Annotated in this window: 21 protein-coding genes; 12 read left to right on the top strand and 9 right to left on the bottom strand. The window is 55.6% G+C overall.

Annotated elements, in window-relative coordinates; genetic code table 11:
• The first annotated feature begins 2 nt into the window (after positions 1-2).
• Complete coding sequence (locus Poly41_RS08390; RefSeq protein WP_146525446.1) at positions 3-1,295, top strand: alkaline phosphatase family protein; 1,293 nt, start codon at positions 3-5, stop codon at positions 1,293-1,295.
• Here Poly41_RS08390 and proB read toward each other — a convergent pair.
• The gene (gene proB, locus Poly41_RS08385; protein ID WP_146525445.1) at positions 1,292-2,458 is read right to left on the bottom strand and encodes a glutamate 5-kinase; all 1,167 of its coding nucleotides are present in this window, start codon (positions 2,456-2,458) and stop codon (positions 1,292-1,294) included. The two genes, Poly41_RS08390 and proB, sit on opposite strands and share 4 nt — an antisense overlap.
• Before the next feature lie 200 nt (positions 2,459-2,658).
• On the opposite strand from proB, the gene Poly41_RS08380 reads away from it, so the two are divergent.
• A complete protein-coding gene (locus Poly41_RS08380; protein ID WP_146525786.1) occupies positions 2,659-4,272 on the top strand; it encodes an amidophosphoribosyltransferase in 1,614 nt (537 codons plus the stop codon).
• On the opposite strand, the gene Poly41_RS08375 is transcribed toward Poly41_RS08380, so the two are convergent.
• The 5 genes from Poly41_RS08375 to Poly41_RS08355 form a co-directional block, all read right to left on the bottom strand.
• Entirely contained in the window at positions 4,246-6,384 is a 2,139-nt protein-coding gene (locus Poly41_RS08375; protein WP_197231155.1) for an RNA polymerase sigma factor, read from the bottom strand. The two genes, Poly41_RS08380 and Poly41_RS08375, sit on opposite strands and share 27 nt — an antisense overlap.
• Before the next feature lie 120 nt (positions 6,385-6,504).
• On the bottom strand, positions 6,505-7,761 hold the full coding sequence (locus Poly41_RS08370) for a M16 family metallopeptidase (RefSeq protein WP_146525443.1): 1,257 nt from the start codon (positions 7,759-7,761) through the stop codon (positions 6,505-6,507).
• A gap of 40 nt (positions 7,762-7,801) precedes the next feature.
• Complete coding sequence (locus Poly41_RS08365; protein ID WP_146525442.1) at positions 7,802-9,103, bottom strand: M16 family metallopeptidase; 1,302 nt, start codon at positions 9,101-9,103, stop codon at positions 7,802-7,804.
• A gap of 26 nt (positions 9,104-9,129) precedes the next feature.
• Positions 9,130-10,554, bottom strand: a complete 1,425-nt coding sequence (gene miaB, locus Poly41_RS08360; protein ID WP_146525441.1) for a tRNA (N6-isopentenyl adenosine(37)-C2)-methylthiotransferase MiaB — start codon at positions 10,552-10,554, stop codon at positions 9,130-9,132.
• A gap of 19 nt (positions 10,555-10,573) precedes the next feature.
• The gene (locus Poly41_RS08355; protein ID WP_146525440.1) at positions 10,574-10,831 is read right to left on the bottom strand and encodes a hypothetical protein; all 258 of its coding nucleotides are present in this window, start codon (positions 10,829-10,831) and stop codon (positions 10,574-10,576) included.
• Positions 10,832-11,032: 201 nt separating this feature from the next.
• On the opposite strand from Poly41_RS08355, the gene Poly41_RS08350 reads away from it, so the two are divergent.
• The 4 genes from Poly41_RS08350 (at position 11,033) to Poly41_RS08335 (ending at position 16,123) form a co-directional block, all read left to right on the top strand.
• Positions 11,033-11,932 (top strand): zinc ribbon domain-containing protein, encoded by a 900-nt coding sequence (locus Poly41_RS08350; protein ID WP_146525439.1) that lies wholly within the window; start codon positions 11,033-11,035, stop codon positions 11,930-11,932.
• Positions 11,933-12,043: 111 nt separating this feature from the next.
• On the top strand, positions 12,044-13,447 hold the full coding sequence (locus tag Poly41_RS08345) for a redoxin domain-containing protein (RefSeq protein WP_146525438.1): 1,404 nt from the start codon (positions 12,044-12,046) through the stop codon (positions 13,445-13,447).
• Positions 13,448-13,601: 154 nt separating this feature from the next.
• Positions 13,602-14,201: a peroxiredoxin family protein gene (locus Poly41_RS08340; protein WP_146525437.1), complete on the top strand. Its 600-nt coding sequence runs from the start codon at positions 13,602-13,604 to the stop codon at positions 14,199-14,201.
• Between the two features lie 20 nt (positions 14,202-14,221).
• Positions 14,222-16,123, top strand: a complete 1,902-nt coding sequence (locus Poly41_RS08335; protein WP_146525436.1) for a serine/threonine-protein kinase — start codon at positions 14,222-14,224, stop codon at positions 16,121-16,123.
• Here the strand turns inward: Poly41_RS08335 and Poly41_RS08330 are convergent.
• Positions 16,092-16,469 (bottom strand): DUF1475 family protein, encoded by a 378-nt coding sequence (locus Poly41_RS08330; protein WP_146525435.1) that lies wholly within the window; start codon positions 16,467-16,469, stop codon positions 16,092-16,094. The genes Poly41_RS08335 and Poly41_RS08330 overlap by 32 nt on opposite strands.
• Positions 16,466-17,536, bottom strand: a complete 1,071-nt coding sequence (locus tag Poly41_RS08325) for an SAM-dependent methyltransferase (protein WP_146525434.1) — start codon at positions 17,534-17,536, stop codon at positions 16,466-16,468. Before Poly41_RS08325 ends, Poly41_RS08330 begins: the two co-directional genes overlap by 4 nt.
• Positions 17,537-17,782: 246 nt before the next feature.
• Here Poly41_RS08325 and Poly41_RS08320 point away from each other — a divergent pair, with 246 nt between their 5' ends.
• The 5 genes from Poly41_RS08320 to Poly41_RS08300 all read left to right on the top strand — a co-directional run bounded on the left by Poly41_RS08320 (position 17,783) and on the right by Poly41_RS08300 (position 22,494).
• The gene (locus Poly41_RS08320; RefSeq protein WP_146525433.1) at positions 17,783-18,568 is read left to right on the top strand and encodes a DUF1295 domain-containing protein; all 786 of its coding nucleotides are present in this window, start codon (positions 17,783-17,785) and stop codon (positions 18,566-18,568) included.
• Between the two features lie 20 nt (positions 18,569-18,588).
• Entirely contained in the window at positions 18,589-19,896 is a 1,308-nt protein-coding gene (locus Poly41_RS08315; RefSeq protein ID WP_146525432.1) for an NAD(P)/FAD-dependent oxidoreductase, read from the top strand.
• Positions 19,842-20,660, top strand: a complete 819-nt coding sequence (locus tag Poly41_RS08310) for a DUF1365 domain-containing protein (RefSeq protein WP_146525431.1) — start codon at positions 19,842-19,844, stop codon at positions 20,658-20,660. Before Poly41_RS08315 ends, Poly41_RS08310 begins: the two co-directional genes overlap by 55 nt.
• A gap of 65 nt (positions 20,661-20,725) precedes the next feature.
• Positions 20,726-21,904, top strand: a complete 1,179-nt coding sequence (locus Poly41_RS08305; protein ID WP_197231154.1) for an SAM-dependent methyltransferase — start codon at positions 20,726-20,728, stop codon at positions 21,902-21,904.
• A 71-nt stretch (positions 21,905-21,975) separates the two neighbouring features.
• Positions 21,976-22,494, top strand: coding sequence for a gamma carbonic anhydrase family protein (locus Poly41_RS08300; protein ID WP_146525429.1), 519 nt, complete (start codon positions 21,976-21,978; stop codon positions 22,492-22,494).
• A gap of 124 nt (positions 22,495-22,618) precedes the next feature.
• Here Poly41_RS08300 and Poly41_RS08295 read toward each other — a convergent pair whose 3' ends face one another.
• A complete protein-coding gene (locus Poly41_RS08295; protein WP_146525428.1) occupies positions 22,619-22,900 on the bottom strand; it encodes a FliM/FliN family flagellar motor switch protein in 282 nt (93 codons plus the stop codon).
• A gap of 283 nt (positions 22,901-23,183) precedes the next feature.
• Here Poly41_RS08295 and Poly41_RS08290 point away from each other — a divergent pair, with 283 nt between their 5' ends.
• Positions 23,184-23,960 (top strand): NRDE family protein, encoded by a 777-nt coding sequence (locus Poly41_RS08290; protein WP_146525427.1) that lies wholly within the window; start codon positions 23,184-23,186, stop codon positions 23,958-23,960.
• Positions 23,961-23,965: the final 5 nt, after the last annotated feature.

Here is a 23,965-nt window from a genome sequence, read left to right as displayed (position 1 = left end):
CGGTGAATCGGGTTTGCGTGATCAACGTCGTCGGGATGACTCCCTCGCTGCTTCACGCAGCTCCGAACCTGGCGGCCGTGGGGAAGGCTTCGCCTTGGAAAAGCCCGTTGCCCGCGGTGACGGCGACGTGTCAAGCAACCATGCTGACCGGTTTGTCGCCTCGTGATCACGGGATCGTTGGGAACGGTTGGTATTATCGCGACACCCAAGAAGTGCGTTTTTGGCAACAAGCCAATTCCTTGATTCAAGGTACAAAACTTTACGAGGGTATTGAGACTGCAAAATTGTTTTGGTGGTTCAATCAATCCTCGGGCGTTCAATACAGCGCGACGCCGAAGCCGCATTACGGTTGTGATGGATCAAAAGTGTTCGACATTCTCGATCATACCGATTGCAACTTGACTGCCCGGCTTGGCAAATTTCCTTTCTTTTCGTTTTGGGGGCCGGGCGCAGGGCTGGCCTGTTCCCAGTGGATTGCCGACGCCGCAGCAATCGTGCTGCGTGAGAAGCAACCAACGCTTTCGTTCGTCTATCTGCCTCACCTCGATTACGACTTCCAGCGATTGGCGAAGCCCAGTCTCGATCGAGTACGTGAAGTGGACGACTGCGCCAAGAAGGTGATTGATGCTGCCCATGCGATCGACGCACGCGTGGTGGTGGTTTCCGAATATGGGCTTGTTCCGGTCGATCAGCCGATCCTGATCAATCGCAGCCTTCGGGAAGCCGGATGGCTGACCGTTCGGAACGGGCCGTTTGGAGAAATGCTGATGCCCGGTGAGTGCGAGGCTTTTGCCGTCTGCGACCACCAACTTGCTCACGTTTACGTTCGCCAGCCGGAGAAGGTCTTCGAAGTGGAGGCGATGTTGAAGTCGATCGATGGAGTCGATCAAGTCGTTCGGCCTGAGCAGATCGAATTGGATCATCCGCGAAGTGGTGAATTGATTGCATTAGCCAAACCGAATGCTTGGTTTGCATACTATTATTGGTTTGACGATTCGCTTGCCCCCGATTTTGCGCGTACGGTCGACATTCATCGCAAGCCGGGTTACGACCCGTGTGAATTGTTCATGACGAGCAAGCTACGCGCGATGCGCAAGTTGGTACGAAAGAAGTTGGGATTGCGCTATGCGATGGATGTGATTCCGCTCGATCCCTCGCTCGTTCGCGGTAGCCACGGCTTGTGCCCCAAAGTCCAACACGGTCCGCTCGTGATCGGCCCTGGCGAGTCGCCGAGCGAGATGCGAGGTTTTCCGGAGTACATTCGAGGATTGCTCCGAGAGCCGAACAACCGCTAGTCACCCATTCCGCTTAAGACCAAGTTGTTGCGATGCACCACATTCTCGTAGGGGCATTTTCCCAGGACTTCCTCAATGTGGTCACTGGTTTGGCCTAGGATCCGGCTGACCTCGGTCGAAGTGTAGTTGCATAGGCCACGAGCGATTTCAACATTCGCCGGATCGACGAGCGACACGACCGCGCCTTGTTGAAACGAGCCCGTGACGGAGGTAATCCCGACCGCCAACAAACTGCTGCCATTTTCGCGTACCGCCGTGGCGGCTCCGCGGTCGAGATGCAAGGTTCCGGCAACCGGGGCGGAGCTGCCGATCCAGCGACGGCGGCCGCGGATGGATTTCTCGGTGGGCAAGAACAGTGTTCCGATGGGCTTGCACGCAAAAATCTTATCGAGCACCGCATCGTCCCGGCCCGGTCCGATGATGGCGGTGTGCCCATGCGACGTTGCGATGGTGACCGCCTCCAATTTGCTGGCCATCCCTCCTTTGCTCATGCCGCCGCGATGGTCTTCCGCCAAGGCCAAAATCGATTCGCTCAGTGATTCCACCAACTCGATGCGCTGGCTGTTGGGGTCGTCGGGCGGACCGTCGTACAATCCGTCCACGTCTGACAAGATGATCATCAACGTGTCGCTGAGCAGTCCCGCGACGTGAGCGGCGAGTCGGTCGTTGTCGCCAAACGTCGTCATCAATTCCGCGACGGCGACCGAATCGTTTTCGTTGATCACCGCGATGGCCCCGAATTCGTGGATTTGAGTTAGCGCGTTGCGAACGTGCAAATAGCCACTCCGACGACGCAGGTCGGTGGCGGTCAACAAGACCTGTGCCGCATGCCGACCTCGCGGCGTCAACCCAGATTCATAGGCCTGGATCAAGTGGGTTTGACCAATCGCCGCGCAGGCTTGTAATTGAGCCAATCCCGTCGGTCGATGAGAAAGCCCTAATTTGCCAATACCGGCGCCGACCGCTCCGCTACTGACCATTACCACTTGGCGTCCCGAATCCGCGATACGGCAAAGCTGCGCGGAGAGCAAATCGATGCGTTCTCGGTCGAGGCTGCCGTCTTGGGCGGTCAGAACGCTGGTGCCGACTTTGACCACGACGCTGCGGGCGCGATCGATGGCGGCTTTGCGATGTTGAATCAAGCTGGGGTCGGATGAAGGCATCGTGAAGGGGTCCATCATGCTGCTTGTCGAGCCAAATTTTGCAGTTTTTCAGACGAGCTCTGGCAGCGTATTTGCGGGGAAACGGAGTCGAAAGGGTCAACAGCGAATTGTGGTGGGGAATCGACGACCTTGGAAGCCCCGCGTACATTTCAGGCAGCTTTCTTGATCTTTTTGCAACCAAAAAACGCGAATCCCCCGATATGAGCGAATTGCATCACGAATGTGGTGTTGCTGCGATTTACCATCTTTCTGGTCGCGGCCGAAGCCAAATGTGTACGTCTGACGGACCTCGGCACATTTCGCGGCTGCTGCCACGGATGTTGTTGGATATCCAAAATCGCGGTCAATTGGCCGCCGGCATGACTACTTTTGACCCCGACCGACCCTCACTGCTGCGGACGCTCAAAGATGTGGGGACCGTCACCGAAGTTTTCCGGCTCAACCACCGCGCCAAATGTGAATCGTTGATGCGGCAATTGGCCGGTCGAGCTGCGATTGGCCATGTTCGCTACGCCACCTGCGGCCAAGACGACCGTAGTTACGCTCAACCCTTCGAACGAAAACACATACACAAACGAAAGTGGTTTAGCTTTGGTTTTAATGGCCAATTGGCTAACTACGGACTGCTCAAAGAACGGCTGTTGGCCGATGGGGACCACCATCTGACGCTCGACACCGATACCGAGATCATTCTTCATGAGTTCGGTCGGTTGCTCAGTCAATCACCTGGTCGAATTGATTGGATCGATGTGCTGCGTCAAACCACGGCTGGGTTCGACGGAGCGTACAGCATCGCGCTGCTGACCGCCGAAGGCGAAATGATCGTTGCCCGAGACCCCTTGGGGATCAAGCCGATGTGCTATGTCAACGACGGTCCACTGTTCGCCGCTGCGAGCGAAAGCGTCGCCTTGTTGAATCTCGGTTTTTCGGACGACCAAATCAAATCGTTGCCGCCCGGACATGCCATCATCATTGATCCGGAAGATGGTTTTCGGCTGGAACAGTTTGCCCAAACAAAATCGCCAGCCCATTGCTTCTTTGAATGGATTTACTTCGCGAACGTCGCCAGCACGCTCGATGACCGCAGCGTTTACCTTAGCCGCACTCACTTGGGTGAAGAGCTCGCTCGTGCGGAACGAGAGCTTGGTCGTGTCCCGCTTGATGATGAAGATACGATCATCGTTCCGGTTCCCGACACCAGCAAAGCGGCAGCCGACGCGATGGCGTACAAATTGTCGATCCCTTGTCGCGAAGGATTGATTCGAAATCGCTACGCTGGCCGAACCTTCATCGAAGGGGGGCGAGCGAGGAAAGCGAAAGCGGCGACCAAGTACACGCCGCTTCGAGAAGTGCTCGAAGGCAAACGCGTGATCTTGGTCGAAGATTCGATTGTCCGCAGCACGACCATGAATGTGTTGTTGGATCGGATCCGTGAAGTCGGTGGGGCGAAGGAGATTCACGTTCGTGTCGCCTGTCCGCCCATCGTCGCGCCATGCTTCTACGGGATCGACATGAGTACGATCGACCAGTTGATCGCGCCAAAATACTTTGGTGTCAGCGGCAATTTGACGGATGAAGCTCAACAAAAATTGGCGGACGACCTGGGCGCCGATACGTTGAGGTATTTGCCCGTCAGCGCGATTGCCCGAGCGATTGGTTTGGAGGAAAGCAGTCTCTGCCGAGCGTGTGTGACCGGCAACTACCCGACCGAATGCGGACAACACCTCTATCAAATCGCCTTGGACAATCGCGGCAGCAAGATCGATGCCAAACGCACCTACGAACAATTAGCTGCCGCGCTTCAGCAGAGTTGATTGGGTGGTCATCGCAGCAATGGCTGCGTGGGCGAGGAAGACGAGTTGCAGCACGATGAAGAGGGTAACCAAATGAAGGGATTCCCAAGTCCTCATCCCTAGGAATCGCCAGGCGAACAGCAAGCACAAACTCGTCGCGACTTCCATCGCGATCAAGCTGACCCCGTAAGCTAGCCAGTAACGATGGGTGTTACGCGTCTCGAAATAGCTGGCAGCACATACCCCGGCGGCGATCACGTAGACAGTGACCGACAACGCGAACGTCGCCCAGTGCCCCTGGGAATAGCCGAGCGTCGTGACCCACACGGTACACCCCAGCAACGATCCGAAAAATGCTCCTGCGTCGTTGCGGCGCATCGCCTTGTCGTCCATCTCATGGCGATAGCCGAGTCGTTTCGAAGCAACCACGCTGACGATGAAGCTAAGAAAAACGATTGCGATCAGCACGAATCCAAATTGCATGACCCCACCGCTGATGCCTCCCTCGGCGAGTTGGACGAACCCGTGTTGCTGGAACGCAGCCGCCAGCATTTCCTTGTCCGCGCCAGCACCACCAATCACCTCACCCCCCTCGGCGTAAACTCGCGACCAGGCAAAGCCGCCGCGTGCGCCGTCGAGACCGAATGCAGCTCCGCCAAGAGCAATCTTGCCAACCGCCAGTCCACCGTAGGCATACAATCCAATCGCAACGCCTGCAATCGCAATCACGGACAATGCAAGACCGCCAATTCCAATCACGCCGATGGATAAACCTGCAACGCTGATTAAGCCGACTCCGACGCCACCGATTGCAATTCCACCAAAGCTGACGGCCCCAACGGCGATCATCCCTCGGGCGAGATTGCCGACACCAAGAAGCACTCCGTTGGCCCGATCACCGATCGCGATCCAGCCGGTCGCGGTGAGCGGCGTTTCAACGCTTCCGTCACAATCGGTTTTTGCACGTTGAACGTCGACCCAGGGGCGTCCCAAGAACCTCGCTTGGCTTGTCCAGCGGACCTCTTGATGGATGAATCGACCTCGCTTCACAGCCACCGATGGATCCACCGCGTCCCCCGCCTGCTTGGCTGATTGCGCCAGTTGCTTGTACCTCCGCCCCATCCACAGCGCGCTGCCAAGCATCAGAAATTGGAAACCAAAAATCAAGCTCATCAAGGCAATCGCGTAGGTGCTCCCCTGAAACGGTGCATCCGACGTTTGCTTTCGTATCAGCAACGATAGCGAAACGAGAAAGCAAAGCATCACCGCCGCGAAAGCAAACACATAACGGGTGATGAGTCGTTTTTGGCTTGCGTAGGGCGAATTGCGATATCCCATCCAGGCTCCGATGCCACCACCAAGTAAGCCACCGAGAAGTCCGCCCATCGTGCCGAGTGCGGCGCCGCCGATGGCAACGCCGCTCGACGTTGCTGCTGCGCCGCCCAGCGAACTCGAAGCCGTCTTTGCCGTTGCTGCAGCCATCCCCGCAACGGCGGCATGCGCGTTGCCCGGTAAACTTCCCAGCACCGCGGCGGTGAAGATTGCTTTGGGTGCCGTTCCCGATAGCGTCCGCTCGACAATCCGCTCCACCTCGCTCTTGAGCATTTCTCGGCCCCGAACAAGACGCTGGCGAATCGTGGGTTCGTTCTCGCCCAGTGTCTCGGCTACTCTCGCCACCGAGGAATCACCACGGTAATAGAGCACCATGACTTCGCGGTATTTTTCGGGCAGCGAATCAAGACTGCTCCATACCAAGGCCTTTTCCTCTTCGCTCGCTGCGATTTCTTCAGCCCCGGCGTGACGATCCACGGAAACATCGTATCCAACCGACTGCGTCCGCGCGTCACGTCGACCGAGCGTGCGGGCTAAGTCGAGCGCACGGTGCCGCGCGATCGCGCAAACCCAACTTCCAAAACGATTTGGGTCTTTCAGCGAATCTAGTTTTTTCCAAGCTTCCAAGAAGGCTTCTTGGCCAGCATCCTCGCTACGGTCAAAATCCCCCAACACGCTGTAGGCTATGCCGGTGACCATCCCGGCGTAATCCTGAACCAAACGGCCAAACGCTTCCTGGTCGCCGGCAATCGCTTGTTGAACGAGTCGAAGGTGGTCATCGTCAGAGGTCGAGGAAAGCATGGCAGACTCGAGGAAAGGCAAGTGAAGCGGGGCTGTTTGCCAATAAGTCGATACGATCCGGGGGTGCGTGACAACAAATTCAGGAAAAGAAGACATTTTCCTGACCACCGATGCTCGGACTTAGGAAAGTTGCTGGACCTGCGAAGCCGCTGCAACCACTTCGGTTGACGATTCATTCAAATACGCATTGGCGGCCTTGGAGACGGCGGTCAAGTCGATGGCGCGGAATTGGTTGAGCAAGTCATCCGTGCTGACGTATTGGCCATAGGTTAGCCAGCGGCTGCCAACACTAAACAGCCGGTTGCTCGGCCGCTCGCTCTGCATGATGCAGGCCGCGGTGGCCTTATTGGTCGCTTGCTGGAGCTCTTCGGCCGTGACCCCTTCGTCGGCGGTCCGCATCAGCAGTTCCTGCATCAGCTTGCTGTTCGATTCCAATTCGGAGCGTTCGCAAACCAAGTAACTGAACCACGCACCACTGTCAGCGAACTCTTGTGGCCAAACCGTTGCGGTTTCCGCTCGACCGGTATCGATCAATTCCCAAAACAAGCGGCTGCCTCCTTCGTCACCCAAAATCGATGCGAGAATGCGAGTCGCGTAACGATCTTCGCTCGCCATGCTTGGACCGCGACTGATTCGAACGCAGTAGGCTTGAGCTGCATCTTCGATTTCCAAGTGCGAATCGAGTGCAATTCCCGCAGGCAGGGATTGCATATCGTCTGCGGTTGGCGGCTCGGGCAGGGGCCGTTGATGCCACGAAGCGGTTTGACGTTCGAGGGTCTCAATCAATCGCTCAAAATCGACGTTCCCCGTCGCGGCAAAGACCATTTGCTCGGGGCGATAACGGCGATGGAAGTAGTTTCTCATCGAAGTCGCGTCCGTCGCTTCGATCGATTCTTTGGTCCCGAGGACGCGTCTCCCCAAGCCTCGCGGCCCATAGTAAATCTCCATCACGCGTTCGAACGCACCGAAAGGAGGTTGATCCTCGTACTTGGCAATCTCTTCCAAGATTACTTTCCGCTCGGTTTCAAATTCATGTTCATCCAATTTCGGGCTCAGCATGTCGGTTAGCAAGTCGACGAGCCGATCTTGGAATTTGGGAAGCACCGTGGCGTAATAGACCGTTTGCTCTTCGCTGGTGTAGGCGTTGCTGTTTCCACCGAGTTCATCGAGTTCGCGATTCACATCTGCGGCCGTTCGGCGATCCGTTCCTTTGAACATCATGTGTTCAAGGAAATGGCTGAGACCCGATTCGCGATCGGTTTCGTCTTTCGCACCGGCGCGGACAAAGTAGCCCATCGCCGCAGAGTAACAACGATGATCGATCTCTGCGGCAACGCGTAGTCCATTGGACAACGTGTAAGTTTGGAAGTGGGTCATGGAAAGCAGGGCTTCAAGGTTGAGTGTTAACGGTTCGGATTCAACGGTTCGGATTCAACGGTTCGGGGCCAAGCGTGACGATCCGATAATCGGACGGTGGATGAGCCTTCCAGTAGTCTGCGATCTGGTCCAGCGTCAACGACTCGATAACCTGCTCGAGCTCAACGGTGCTGAGGACCCGCCCCACCTGGAAGTAATCCGATGCCATCGAAGCGGACCGTGATGCACTCGATTCTTGTTCCATGATCAAGTTGCTTTCGATGCGAACCTTCCAACGGTCGAGTTCATCGACGGACAGGTCATCGGTAAGCCGGGTGAATTCCCCCAGCGTGACGTCAAGTGTTTGCTGGGCTCGTTCGGGAGTGGTGCCCGCGTAGCCGAACACCGCACCAACCTTTTGCAGCGATTGGCAGCCTGCCGAAACGGTGTAGCACAATCCGCGTTGCTCACGAACACGATCGAACAAGCGGCTGCTCATCCCGTCGCTAAGGATGCCGATTGCCGCACGCATCTTGAAGTAATCTTCGTGGCCAAACGGAATCGAATCAAAGGAAAACCCGATGTGCGTTTGGCTCGATGGAGACGCGATGTGCTCGTACGCGGCTGCACCGGACATCTCAGCGGAGGGGACAACCTCGTCCACCTTCCAATCACCGAAGCATTCCGCTGCCCATTCAAAGACCGTTTCAGGGTCAAGCTTGCCAGCGACCGTTAGAATGGCGCCCCCAGCGTGATAGTGTCGCGTGTAGAATTCACGAACATCCTCGGCGGTGATCGCCATCAAGCTTTCCTGCTTGCCATGTTGGCTGCGGCCCAAACGTTGGCCGTATTGCAATTCACGAAGCCTCAGCATCACACGTTGTGTCGGTTCGTCTTCGATGGCGCGAAGCTCGTGCATTGCCATCATCCGAGCGTCGTCAAGTTGGTCGCTTGGCAAGTGGGGGCGGCGGACAATGTCGGCGTAAATCTTGATCGCCTCTTTCAGTGATTCTGCCGGCATCGCGGCTCCAAACGACACCGACGATGTCGCCACGTTGGAGGATCGATCCATGCCGAGGTTGTCGGCTGCGGCAACAAGGTCGCGGCTGCTATACGGCCCCGCGCCTCGTTCGACCATCTCGCAAACCATCGATGCCAAGCCCGAGTTGGAGAGGGATTCGGCATTCACGCCAGCTCGCAAACAGAGTGAGAACGCGGCGGTGCGTAACCATGGCATGGACTGGACGGCGACGACAATTCCATTGTCAAGCGTCTGGATCCGGATGTCTTCGGTAGAGGACGTTGTTGTAGTCAGTGGAGCGACCTTTGCAAGGAATGTGCGAACGTGAGGTAGAAATGCCATGAAGGCAAACCCCCATGGGTGCTTCGCTAGGAACTAAACGCTGGCGCAGCGATGGAAACGACATCGACCGTTTGAATGCGTCCAATCAGTGTGTGACAGCTGGCGTCGTCAACCTTGACATTGACAAACTGACCCGCTTGTCGACGGTTGCCGTCGAAGACCACAATCCGGTCGCAATCGGTTCGGCCGATCATCTGAACCACTTGAGCCTCGGCGTCGGCTTTGAACCCTACCTTGCTCGGCCCTTCGACCAGAACCTCGACCACACTGTTGACCCGTTTCAAGTTGTCTTCTTTGGCAAGCCGATCTTGAACCTCAAGCAAATCGTTGTTGCGGCGCAGTTTGACTTCGCGAGGCACGTCGTCCTCGAGTCGCTTGGATGCCGTCGTGCCGGGTCGAACACTGTACTGAAAAATGAAGCTGTTTTTGAACCGGCAACGCTCGATCAAGCGAACGGACTTTTGGAAGTCTTCCTCCGTTTCGCCACAGAAACCCACAATAAAGTCGCTGCTCACCGATGCTTCGGGCAAGATCCGCTCGATCCGCTCGAACATCTCCATGTAGTCGCTGACCGTGTAGCCCCGTTTCATCCGTTTGAGGACTTCATCGCTGCCGCTTTGTGCAGGCACATGCAGATAAGGTGCACACTTTGGCAGATCACGCACCGTGGTCAACAACCGCTCGGTCATGTCTTTGGGATAGTTCGTCACAAACTTGATTCGATCGATCCCATCGACTTCATGCAGTTCCTCGAGCAGTGATGCCAAGTCGGTCGCCTGCTCATCGTCTTTGAAACGATAGCTATTGACCGTTTGCCCTAGCAACGTGATCTCGCGACATCCTTGCTCGGCAAGCACGCGAGCCTCGGAGAGGATCTGGGAAGGTGGACGACCTTGCTCAGGACCGCGCGTGTTGGGGACGACGCAGTAAGTGCAAAACTTGTCGCAACCGATTTGAATTCGCAGGTAAGCTTGGAAGGGCGTTGGCCGCATCGACGGATCACGCAAGGGGTCAAAGGTTTCGTGGCTGCGAGCGATCGATGCTTGAGACCCATCGGTGCGAGAGAGTGAGACTGCCATTTGACGTCCCTCACCCGCTTCAATCTTTGCCAGCAAGTCAGGCAGGGTGTGCAATTGGCCTGGGCCAACCACCAAATCGACGTAGGGGGCCCGCTTGAAAACGATCTCCTGATCCTTCTGAGCCATACAGCCCATCACGCCAATCGTCTTTCCGGGGTCCAGCTCCTTCATTTGCCGCAACTTGCCCAGCGCGCTGTAGACCTTTTCCTCGGCGTGTTCGCGAACACTGCACGTGTTGTAGAGTACACAATCGGCCTGTTTGGGCGAATCGACGACGGTGTAGCCGTGGCGTTTTAGGTCGGCAATCACCATTTCGCTGTCCAGTACGTTCATCTGGCAGCCGACGGTGTGAATGAAAACTCGTTTACTCATGAATCGTTTGATTAGGGGATCATTCGGTTGGGACCGCGTCGCCGCCGGTCACGTCACGATCGTCATCGGCGACCGCTTCTTCCGCAACCTTGGAACTGCCCCGGACCTCCGGGACGGCCGATTCGTCGTGACGGCGCACAAACGCCTTCAAGGCGCTGGTCAAGGCGGTCCGTCGGTGATTCAGCGTCGAAAACAATAAAACGGCGGCAAAAAACGAGAACACCAACCAGAGCAGCGTTGCTGGCGAAAGCGTCCATGGGCTAGTTTGGGCGAACATGCTCCTAGAATACCCACCAAGGGGTAGATTGCGGTAGCAGTCTTCGACAAAGCGGTAAGATCGTCATGAATGCCATGATTGGCGAGAAAAGGTGGCTGTTTGTATTGAATTCGATGGGCATCGAAGCGGCGATTCGTGTAGGATGGCGGCCTCCCCCTTTATCCCTATTCTGTTTTGCGTTTCTGAACCTGACCTGGCCCCATGAAGATCAAGTGTCCCGGCTGTTCGACGGTCCTGAATGTTCCCGACGCTGCGGCTGGCAAAATCGTCAAATGCCCTTGTGGGAAACAACTTCGTGCTCCGGGGGGCGACGCTGCGTCGGCAGCGTTGACCGGTTCCGCAGCACCCCCCCCTTCGGCAGTAGCCACCACTCGGCCTCGGGTGACGAGGACCGCGGCAGCGCAGCCGGGTGCCGGCGGATTTGGTGGCTTTGACGCTGGTATGTTCGACGAATTGACCGAGAGTGATTTGCAACCGGTCGCGGCCGTGTCTCGGCCCGGATCCGCGGCGCCCTCGGCTCCTTCGACCGGTGGCAAACTGCTGCAGCAGTACGGGTCGACCGATGCAGGCGACTCGGCCCAAGCGGCAAGACCCGGTAAACGGCCCGGCACGCTCACGTTCTTGGGAGTGATCAACGGGCTGTGGGCCGCACTGTTCGCTATTTTGACGTTGGCCCTTTTTGGATTGATGGCGATCATTCCCGCACTTGGCGAAGAAATGCCCGAGGAAGCGGCGGGCGGCTTAGGAATCGCTGCGGCGGTCGTGGTTGCGATGACCGTTTTGTCGATCGCAACCTGTGTTGCCTGCTTTATTGCAAAACCAGCTTGCTGGTACATCGTCTTGTTCAGCTATGCGTATGGCTTTGGCGATCGCATCATGGGACTGGTCGGCGATTTCCAAGAGGAGTTGGACGTCAAGATCCTTGTCCGATCCAGCGTCGGGCTGTTGGTGGGCTTCTATTTCTGGTTTTATCTGCATCAGCAAGAGCCCCGTCTGTTCTTTGGGACGACGGAGGCCAAATGGCCACACATGTTGGTTCCCGATGCATTCGGATTCCTGCTCGGTCTTGGCCTCGGGGCCGCAGCGGTGTTCATGGTCTAGTCCTCGTCTGGTCTTTCAACGCCGCCTGGCTATGGGGGAAGGCCAACACCGGTCCTGGCCGACGGTTGCAATGACTCGCCTTTTCGTGAAAACTCGGAGCTCGGTTTTAGCATGTTATTTCGTGTGTTGTTTCTGTTGGTTGTCAGTAGCGGTTTTGTGGTGAGGGCTGCCGAGGAGCAATCGGCGAAGCCCGAAGCGGTAACTGCAGAGCGAGAAGAAGCGAGCAAGCCACCGGCTCAGGGGGCGGAGAAAGAACGTTTCGTCCTTTCCGACGACGTTCGTGATGTGCTGCAACCGCTTTTTGCATCGATTGCCGATGCCGATGTTTCGCGAGCGACGGTCGAGTTGTCGACCGATTCCGTGCTAGCCGGGCAAATTGTCGAAACGAAGAAATCGACCTACCAAATTGCATCAAAGCACCCCGATCAGTTCACGATTTACTTGAAAGAACCGGAACAAAGGACGCGAATCTATTGTGACGGCAAGAAGATGGTCGTCGCCCTTTCGCCCAAAGCTTACTACCAAATCTCCGAACCACTTGATCTGCAAGACGCTGTCCTGAACTTGCCGCTTCCAATGGGGCCTTATCCCGAACCGGTGATGGCATTGACCTTTGCTGGGGTCGATCCGTCATTGAGCTTTCTCGGCGGAATGAAGTCGGTGTCGATTGTCGACCGTGAAAAATTCCGTGGTCGCGTGCCGGCGATCCACCTCCGTGGTGAACAGAACGATGCGGTGACTTGGGATTTCTGGGTCAGTGAAGAGAAGGTTCCAAAGCCAATTCGTTTGTTGGTTGATTTGACAGCCATGTTACGAGCGACGAACCAAGTTCGTGTGCCGCAAGGCTTCGCCTACCAGTTGCAATTTGATTTTCTGTCCTGGCGCGTCACGGGCGAAGTCGAAGAAAGCCTGTTCTCCTTTCATGCTGGCAAGGATGCGGTGGAGTATGAGTCGCTCGAAGACTACATGCAATCGATTGCCGGGGCGGTCAACTCGCACCCGCTGCTTGGAGAAATGGCGCCCGATTTCGAAGCATCCACTCTTGCGGGTGACGTGGTCAGCTTGGATGCACTGAAGAACAAAGTGGTCGTGCTCGATTTCTGGGCGACATGGTGTGTTCCCTGCGCAGCTGCGATGCCGATCCTCAAGCAGGTCAGCGACGAGTATGCAGACAAGGATGTTGTCTTCTTGGCAGTGAACGTCGGCGAGGATGAATCCTTGGTCAAGGGTTTTTTAGAAGAGCAAGAATGGGATATCAATGTTGTGTTTGACCCCAAAGGAAAAATCTCGGATGCGTATCGAGCCGATGCCATTCCGCAAACGGTCGTGGTGGGAAAGACTGGAATCATCGAGTCGGTCCACCTCGGATTTCCTGGCGAAGACGAGTTAAGGAAGCGGTTGAATGACGAACTAAGCGTGCTGAGTATCGGCGGACGCATTGAATCGGGCAACGCCGCGGAAGCCGCAGAAGAACCAACGGAGGAACCCTCGATTCAAGAAACGGACAAGCAGTGACGGTCGAACGCGGTCCCAGCGTGTTTTGCGTCGTTCGCCGACCGAGCGTCTCCCGAACGGGCCCACCCCCCGGGCAGGTCCGTGGCCCGCGGCTGCCAACACAGCACTGGCTAGGTCGCTACAATCTAGCTTTAACGCTACGGAGTCCTTGATCGTGCTAAATGTTCGTTTATTGGTGATTTTGTGTTTGTTTTCTCTCGGAACCGGTTGTAGCCGCGTCCCCGATGATGGGATTGAGTTCACCGAGGTCACGCAGTCGCAGCCGATCACGATCGACGATTTCTCCTCGCTTCGGTTTACCGACCCGGAAGGCGCCGAGGTCACGTTATCCGATTTGATGACGCGAAAATACTTGGTACTTGTAATCACGCGTGGATGGAATAACGGCGTTTGTTTTTACTGTGCGTCGCAAACTTCCCGTTGGGCACGCCGTTACGATGAGTTGGAGGCCTACGACGCTCAGCTTGTTGCTGTGTTTCCAGTTGAATCCGACGACGAGGCAACCCACCTGACCGACCTGGACCAAAGCATCAAGAAAGGGCCGATCGAGAATGAACAGGTTCCTTATCCGTTGCTGCTGGACATCAATTTGTCGGGGGTGGACCAATTGGGGATCCGCGCCCAATTAGCCAAGCCATCAACGTACATTGTGGATCGTGAAGGCCGAGTCCGGTTCGCCTACGTGGGCGAATCGATCGCTGACCGGCCTACGGTTGATTCCGTCTTGCGCCAACTCGACCTGCTGGAAGAATAATCAGCCATTGACGCCCCCACATGACGAGCAAACAGGACGAAGCGAATCGGTTTCTCGATCTCTGTCTCGAGCTGCAATTGTTGTCGGTCACCGATGTCGAGGCGCTTCGAAGCGTCGCGGTGGATCAATATGCCCTGATTGCTCAGATTGCCTTGAGGCGAGGTTTACTTTCGCCGACCGACGTAGACATTGTGGAATCACTGCAGTTTCCGACGCGAGTCGTTCCCAGCTACGAGATCCTCGACCTTGTCGGCCGTGGCGGAATGGGGGTGGTTTATCGGGCCCGACAGATCGACTTGGACCGCCAGGTTGCCTTGAAAACGATTCTGGTCAGCAATGTCAGCAACCCTACCGCTGCAGCTCGGTTCGAACGTGAAGCAAGAGCGTTAGCCCGACTGCAACACCCCAACATCGTGCAAGCCTTGAACTTCGGCAAACATCAAGGCCGCTATCACTTTGCGATGGAGTTTGTCGAAGGCCGAAGTTGCGAGCAGGCACTTCGCGAGGATGGGATCATGCCACCAGAAAACGTGTGGCTGATTGTGCGGCAAGTCGCGTCAGGCCTGCTGCACGCCCGGAGGCATGACTTGATCCATCGCGACATCAAGCCGGCCAATCTGATTTTGGTCACGCCCCCCGAAGGCTCGACGCTGCCGCAGGGCAGCGAGATGGTTAAAATAACCGATTTTGGATTGGCTTTATTTGCCACCCCTCAAGCCGACGACTTGAAGCTGACAACCGTCGACAAAATCATGGGCAGCCCTGCCTACATGTCGCCGGAGCAATTTGGTGGCGAGGGGGTTGATTTTCGCACCGACATCTATGCTCTCGGAGCAACGGCTTGGCATCTGCTTTTTGGGTCGGCGCCTTTTAGCGGACGAAGTGTCGCTGCGCTGAGCCGCGAGAAACAAGAGCCGTTGGTCATTGATGCTTCGGCACTTCCGGTCCTGCTGCCGGATGCTCAACTGCAATTGCTGCAAGCGATGATGGATCCCGATCCGAATCAGCGTCCTCAAAGCTATGAAGCGTTGATTCGGTGGATTGATCAGCTCGTTGAAGCGGAGTCCGTCACTTCGCCTCAAACTACGGTATCCGCACCGCCGATCGCGTCGGGCGCCGACGTGTCCACGCATGGATTCAGTCCGGTTTCTCGTTCCGACGCAGATTCGATTGCGGATTCGGTCACTCAAACGGTTGAACTGATGCGATCGGATTCGGCTGCGGTTCCTGCCAACAGGAAGCGAGCGATACGAACTCTTTGGATCGTCGCGGTGGCGATCCTTGCGATGCTCGGTACGATCATTGGCTATGCTTGGTGGTCCGCTCCAACGCGTGGGCCGCGGGACTACCTGCGAGTGGTTGACAGTGAACCGCTTTTCGACGGCGAATCGCTAAGCGGTTGGGATACGGACGGCTCGATGGTCGGCGCCTGGAATACGGTCGTTTCCCCCGATTCAGCGACTGCGATCGCATCGACGTCGCGGCGCAGTGGATTAACGCGTCGAGTTCCTCCGTCGGATCATCCGAGGATCAGTCTGTTCGTGCTGAAGCAACGCGGTGGTGGAACGGTCGATATCGATTTCGCCTTTGACCCAACGATCCAAGCTGACCCACGTGGCACTCTGCGAGTGACAGACAAGACGCTGGAGTTGGGGGTGAAATCCGGGGATTTTGATCCGCTTTCCAGCGTTTCACAGCTTCAATTGCCGAGAGGATTCAGCGAACGCTCCCACGTCGTTTACCTCGAGCGGCAACTCTCTGATTGGTATGTCTTTCTTGAAACGAAGTTTATCGGCTCCATTCCACTGAGCCGTATTGGGACGGGCACATCGATTCGCTTGGTGGTGCACGATGCGGATAACGATGCGGTCGATCCACCCTATGCGTTTTTCACGGATGTGCGGCTCGATCGGCTCCAATAGGCCGAGTCGTCTCATCGTTTCGCAGCAAAATCGAGGTGATTCCGGCATTGCGGTCGAGTTTCGCTAGTTGAATCAGCAAGTAGATCGACATCGCGATGTTGCCCAACATCAAGATCAGAATGAACCAGAGGCCCTTTCCGAGCAGGGTTCGTTCCTTGTACGCCACCCAAACGTAGAATGTAAGGAAACCGCAGTAGGCGTCAAACAAGGTCGCGACGAACCAGCGGTCAGACAAGAGTTCCGAGCCGGCCTTGAAAACGCTGCGGTCAAGCGAAGCATAGAAAGTGACCGCGATCATTACGACCAAAATCGCGCCAAAAAGTGAGAGGAGGAATGCCCGGGTCATGATGGCTTCGAATGATGCAATTCAGGGATCCGTTGATCGAGGAGAGCTGCAGCCGTTGGGGTGAATCGATAGTGGGCTACGAACCACTCGTTGCCTCCGTGATAGCGAAACAGCTCGGCGCAGGCCATGAAGAACATTCGCCACCGCTGCAGGTTACGTTTGGCTGCGACAGGCGTCATCTCCTCGCCCAACCGTCTCAACAGTTCAGCGCGGTTTTGATCCAGATTGGAGAGCCACGCTTCGCAGGTTCGGTAGTAGTGCATTCCGCTGACTCGCCACTGCTGCTCAATGGTGAGGGCGTCGTCGAATTGTTCGAAGAGGTTCTCCGACGGCATCATACCTCCGGTAAAGAAGTGTCGCCCCATCCAATTCGAGGCCCCCTCGGTCTCGAACAAATAGGGCGTTTCGCAGTGGCAGAAGACATGAACGAGTGCTTTGCCCTTTGGGCTGAGCCAATTTGCGACGCGTTGAAAGAGCAACTCATAGTTTCGCATGTGCTCAAACATCTCGACCGAGACGACACGATCAAAGGCCTCCTGCAACCGAAAATCTCGCATGTCTGCGGTGATCACTCGCACGTGATTCCAACCCGCTTCGGCAGCACGCTGCTCGATGAATCGGCGCTGGCTTGCTGAATTGGAAACTGCGGTGATCTGCGCCTGAGGGTACTTTTCCGCCATCCAAAGTGTCAAGGATCCCCAACCACACCCGAGTTCTAAGATGCGCATGCCATCCTCAAGCTCCGCTCGTTCGCAGGTCAGGCTCAACATCGCTTCTTCCGCTTCCGCAAGCGTCGTCGAATCGCTTTCAAAAAAGCAGGAACTGTACTTCAAACGAGGCCCAAGAACCTTCAGGTAGAAATCAGCGGGCACCTCGTAATGCTGTTCATTTGCTTGATCCGTTGCAACGGCGAGTGGGCTTTCACGAAGCATCTCGCAGAAATCGGACAAGTTTGGTGAGAGCGGTGGGGCATTCGAATTCAGCCGTTTTCCCAGTAAATGTCGAATGCCCGCACGAACGAGTACGTCGGGAAGGATGCCTGATTCCGCCAGATCAATGAGACTCATTTCGTCTACTCTTTGGTTGCAACTGCGTGGTTGGACTACAGCCCTACGACCACTTTCGAATTGTTGATCCTTTCTATCGGTCTCCAAACCCCCATCGATTCGTCAGGCGACCATGCGGGGGAGGCCAGCTTCTCACTCAGAAACCTGAAATTCTTTGTTTGAAGGAAGACCACCACTTTCCTGGGCTGTAAGATCATATGAAGTTGAAAACCCCTTCTGAGTGAATCCGAACCGCTAGCCATTGCGATGAACTACTTTTTAACGAACTTTGGGGCGGTAGCCGTTATTGCGATCGCTTTGTGGGTGTTCAGCTTACTGCGACGCAACGTGAATGTCGTCGATGTGTTCTGGGGACTCGGGTTTGTGGTCATCGCCTGGCTCTCGCTGTCGCAGACAGGCCCTGCTTCGATGCGGGTGACCTGTTTAGCCGCGATGGTGACCGTTTGGGGCTTTCGGTTGGCAAGCTACTTGGCCTGGAGGAATTGGGGCAAACCGGAGGACCATCGGTACGCCGCGATGCGGGAAAAGCATGGCAACCAGTTTGGCTGGGTTAGTCTGGTGACGGTGTTTGGGCTCCAGGCACTTTTGATGTGGTTCATTTCGCTTCCGATTCAAGTCGCGATCGGAAAAAACGTTGCTTGGAGTCCCCTTGTGATTCTCGGCTTCGCTCTCTGGGGTGTGGGAATTTTCTTTGAAGCGGTAGGCGATCTGCAACTTGCTCGGTTCAAGGCAGATGCTCTCAATCGAGGGAAAGTGATGAATCTTGGCTTGTGGCGATACACGCGTCACCCGAACTACTTTGGCGATTTTCTCGTTTGGTGGGGTTTTTATTTTGTGGCTGTCGAACCTGACTCGTGGTGGTGGACGATTCTTAGCCCGATAATCATGTCGGTGCTTTTGATCCGTGTGTCCGGAGTTCGTTTGCTGGAGAGTTCGCTGCGAAGCCGAGTTGAAGGCTACGAACAATACGTGAAGATCACGAGTGCATTTTTCCCTCGGCCACCTAAACACGTTGCATCGGAGCTGGCGTGACACACGCCAGGGATCAGCCGATGCATATCGCAATCATTGGAACTGGGATTAGTGGCAGCTTGACGGCGAGAATCTTGTCGAGTCGGCACGACGTGACGGTCTTTGAAGCAAATGGCTACGCTGGAGGGCACTCCAATACCGTGGATGTCTCCGTTCAAGGCCGTCCTTTTTCGGTAGATACGGGGTTCATGGTCTTTAATGAACGGACCTATCCGAATTTCTGCCAGTTGCTTCGAATCCTCGGTGTATCGTCTCAGGCGAGCGACATGAGCTTCAGCGTACGTTGTTCAAACACTCAAACTGAGTATCAAGGCAGTTCGCTGAACGGGCTCTTTGCACAACGAACCAATTTGTTTCGTCCGTCGTTCTTAAGGTTGCTATGGGACATTCGCCGTTTTAACCAGCGGGGGAATGCAGCGGCGGCAAGCGGTGAATTGAAAGACGGCCGAAGCGTGGGTGCGTTCCTGGAACAGTGCGGTGTGGGGAACGATTTTGTCGACCGATACTTGCTCCCGATGGCCGCGGCGATCTGGTCTTGTCCACCGGACTCGATTCGGAGCTTTCCCGCTGATTTTATGGTCGGATTCTTCGCGAACCATGGGCTGATGCAGATCCGTGATCGACCGCAGTGGCGAACGATTGCTGGCGGGGCGAGGGTCTATGTCGATGCCTTGCTTGACCCGCTTCGTGACCGACTAAAGTTAAGTTGTCCTGTCACGGCGGTGGAACGCCAGCCAGACCGTGTTGTGGTGACCACACAGCAAGGTCAGGCCGAATCGTTTGATCAAGTTGTTTTTGCAACCCACGCCGATCAAACGCTCAAGCTGATTTCGAATCCGACTGCCGCCGAGCAGGAAATATTGCGGGAGTTTCCTTATCAGAGCAACCAAGCGGTACTGCATACCGACGATCGCTTGATGCCGGATCGAAAACGTGCCTGGGCAAGCTGGAACTACCACATTCCCATCGGCCCTGCCCGCGGAGCGTCGGTAACCTATGATCTCAGCCGGCTGCAACGACACCACTCGCCGCTGCCAATTCTGTTGACGCTGAATCCAACCGAACCGATCGCCGAGCAGAAGATCCTACGGACGTTTGAATACTCGCATCCCGCTTATGCGGCTTCCTCGATTCGAGCTCAACAGCGGTTTGCTGAAGTCAGCGGCAATCACCGAACCCACTTCTGCGGTGCCTATTGGGGTTATGGTTTTCATGAAGACGGAGTCAACAGTGCCTTGGCCGTCGCAAAATATTTTGGATTGGAACTTGAGTCATGCAGAGCTGCATCTACGAAGGAAAGGTCACCCATTGCCGACACAGTCCAGTAAGCCATCGATTCGAGTATCGGCTGTTTATGGTCTATTTGGATTTGAGCGAGTTGCCGTCGTTGGTGGGCCGTGATCGATTGATTCGCCAGTCGAAGTACGCGATTCGGTCGCTGTGGCGAGGGGATCATCTTTTCGACTCGTTGCAGTCCCTTGAATCTGAGGTGCGTCAGATTGTCGAAGCAGAGACAGGGGCGCGACCAAGCGGCCCGATTCGGATGCTGACGCAACTGCGATACTTTGGCTATTACTTTAGTCCCTTAAACTTGTTCTACGTTTTTGACGAGTCCGGTACTCAACTCGAATCGATCGTGGCCGAGGTGAGTAACACGCCGTGGAAAGAACGCCATTGCTATGTGCTGTGGGATGGCAATCGGTGTTCTTCGGGGGCCGAACTGCGTTTTTCTCATCGCAAAGAGTTTCACGTGTCGCCTTTCATGGCGATGGACATGCAGTACCAATGGCGGTTGACTGCGCCGGGCGAGACATCGACCATCGCCTTGACGAATCATGAAAAATCGCGAAGCGTGTTTGAGGCCGTGATGACGCTGCGTCGGCGAGATTTGACCCAAACCGAATTGCGTCGCATGACATGGCGTTATTTTCTGATGACTGCCCGCATTGGTGCGGCGATTTACTATCAAGCTTTAATCCTGTGGTGGAAAAAATGCCCGTTTTATCCTCATCCCGACAAACTGACGTCGCCGACTTCCCCCGTTTCCAAAACGAGGAATGCCTCCGACATGCCTCCAAGCGAGATCGGCTGACCGCAACCAAACCACAACAGTTGATCGATGCCAGTTGTTTGTTTCGACGAGCGGTGCTTCGTCGAATGGCAAGAATCCAGGAAGGCCAATTGACCATCGAAGATCGCAGTGGCGGATTTGAGTTTGGGCACATTGCTGACACTCATTTGGCGGGGACGATCACCGTTTCCGATCGGCGGTTCTATCGTTCTGCCGTACTGGGCGGTGCGTTGGGAGCGGCAGAATCCTATTTGCGCGGCGATTGGGATTCGCCCGATTTGACCACGGTCATGAGGGTCATGGCTCGCAATGCCGATACGGTTTCGAATCTCGAAAAGGGCATCTCCCGGGTGCTTCGTCCGTTTCGTGCCCTTGGCAACGGATTGCGTCGCAACACGCGGTCGGGCAGCAAACGGAACATCGCAGCGCATTACGATTTGAGCAACGAATTCTTCGCCTTGATGCTCGATCCGACGATGACCTACAGCAGTGGGATCTTCCCGACGCCCCGTTCCACTTTGCTCGAGGCGTCGATCGAAAAGTACGATATCGTTTGTCGGAAACTGCAACTCAAACCGAACGATCACGTCTTAGAAATCGGTACTGGGTGGGGCGGGTTTGCCGAGTACGCCGCAAGACAATATGGGTGTCGGATCACGACGACGACGATTTCAGACCAACAACATGCCTACGCCGAAAAGCGATTCCGCGCGGCTTCGCTGCTCGACCGGATCACCCTGCTGAAGCAAGACTATCGGGAATTGACCGGCCAATACGACAAGCTGGTTTCGATTGAGATGATCGAGGCCGTTGGTGAGAAGTATTTGCCTAGCTACTTCGAGCAATGTTCGCAACGACTTAAACCGGACGGCATGATGCTGCTGCAAGCGATCACGCTTCCCGATCATCGCTACGGTCGGTATCGCAAATCGGTTGACTTTATCCAGCGATATATTTTTCCGGGGGGTTTCTTGCCGAGCATCAGCGCCATCGCTGCCTGCTTGGGCAAAACAACCGATTTTCGATTCTTTCATGCAGAGGATTTTGGCCCCCACTATGCCGCGACGCTAGCGCAGTGGCGAAGCAACTTTTGGAATAACATCGAGCAGGTCAAACAGCTTGGATTCGACGAGCGATTCCTGCGGATGTGGCACTACTATTTGTGCTACTGCGAAGCCGGTTTTCAAGAACGCCAAATCGGCGTCTCTCAACTGCTGCTGACGAAACCGTTGTGCCGTCGTGAACCGATCCAAGCGACGCTGTAGCGACAACCCGCTGCTTTGGTTGCTATAATCTGTTGTCTAACACCAATCACTCTCGAATTTCATTCAAAGCAATGGGTATCATTAAAACAGTCCGTGGCATCACGCCCCAATTTGGCAACAATTGCTTTGTTGCCGATACCGCCGTCGTGGTGGGTGACGTTGTCATGGGCGACGAGTGCTCGGTTTGGTTTGGCTCCGTCGTCCGAGGCGATGTGAACTCGATTCGGATCGGGAATCGCGTCAACATTCAAGACGGCTCGGTGCTGCATACGCTGTATCAGAAATCGGTCATCGAAATCGACGACAACGTTTCCATCGGTCACAACGTTTGTGTGCATGGTGCGAAAATCGAAAAGAACTGCTTGATCGGCATCGGATCGGTGGTTCTCGATCATGTGCATGTCGGGGAAGGATCGATCATCGGTGCGGGGTCCGTGGTGCTGCAAGGAACCAGAATCGAACCGGGAAGTCTTTACGCGGGGACCCCCGCAAAACGAATCAAAGACGTCGATCCCGAGCAGGCGAAAGAGATGATTGAGAAAATCGCCAAAAACTATGTCTTTTACTCGAGTTGGTACAAAGACAACTGAGTGGGGCCAACCCGACGGCAGACGGTGAGCGGGGCGCGTGTAGCGTAGGCCTTGTATCGCTCCCAGCGGTTCGGACAGGCGGGACGGGCAAGTACGAGCGTCGCCGCCGTTGGAGCGACGCTGGCTAGTGTTCGGACGGTTGGGCGAGGATCTCTCGAATTCTCAGTCCGAACTTGTCGCCAATCTTCACGGTCTCCCCTTTGGCGATCCCTTGACCGCCAACTTCCAAAATCAACGGTTCGTCGCAATGGGAATCGAAAGTGAGCATGGACCCGGGGACAAGGTCGACAATTCGGCTCAGCGGTACCCGTTGACGTGCGAGCGTCACGCTGACGGTTGCTTGAATTGCAAGCACCGCTTTCGAATAGGGACTCTTCTGCGGTGCATCCATACCGGGTGTGTTCATGCTTTCAGTGTCTTGGTGCTAAGGGAATCGATCTTGACGTTTTATCGTCCAAATCAATTGCCAAAGATTGCCCAGAGTTGCCTCAAGTGGCGTGAAAGCTCGGTAATTGCCCGATTTTTGAACCTTACACCCTACCGGGGGGTGTAGAGGGAGGCGTCGCGTAGATACATTGTTGCATGTTGAGGCGGTCAAAGCGGGCCAATGACTTGATGTCAAGCGGCCTACCGACCCGCCTGAGCCGGAGAAAATTCACTCAACCGATCTTTGAAAAGAAAGCTGCGAAATGTGCTTATTGGCCGTTCAGTATCGCTTGGTGCCTGAAAGTCCTATTTTGGTTGCTGCCAATCGCGAAGAATACTACAGCCGCTCAAGTCTGTCGCCCTCCATCCAATCTGGCAAGCCCCGGGTGTTGTGTGGTATCGATCAAAAAGCAGGCGGAACCTGGCTGGGCGTCAACCAGAACGGGGTTTTTGTCGGCTTGTGTAACCGAGCGACGACGATGCCGCTTTTTGGCCAACGTTCTCGCGGATTGCTCGCAATGGACTTGCTGCGATGCACCTCGGCGAACAAAGCACTCGACAAGGCACATGCTGAATTTGCAAAAACGCGGTATGAAGGATGCAACATCCTGATCGCAGATGCTGCGAACGGCTATGCGATCCACGCGGACGAACGTCAAGAAGTGGTCGAACTTCGTGATGGGCTCAATATCATTGGGGCTCGCAACTTAAACGATCCCGAGGATCAGCGGGTTCGGATGGCACGGCGGTTGTTGACCCTTCAAACCCTGGATTCGCCTGTTAAGTTCTTGGCGGTTGCTAGCAAGGTATTCGCACGGGCGCCGGTCGGTCCAGGGCGTCCGAGCATGGTGGTGCGCAACCACGATTACGGCACGGTTTGTAGCACGCTGATCGCTCTAGGTGTAAAGCCTCGCGATGCGATCTATCAATTCAGCAGCGGAGCGCCGGACGAAGCGAAGTACGAGGATTACTCTCCTATGCTTCGCGATATTCTAAGTCGGGGCCTCCGTGAAGCCCGAACCAAGGCCAAAGCCAGCTAGGCGAA

It is taken from the genome of Novipirellula artificiosorum (assembly GCF_007860135.1).
Classification (GTDB): domain Bacteria; phylum Planctomycetota; class Planctomycetia; order Pirellulales; family Pirellulaceae; genus Novipirellula_A; species Novipirellula_A artificiosorum.
Note: the sequence above shows the minus strand (reverse complement) of the source record. Positions and strands in the feature narration are given on the sequence as shown.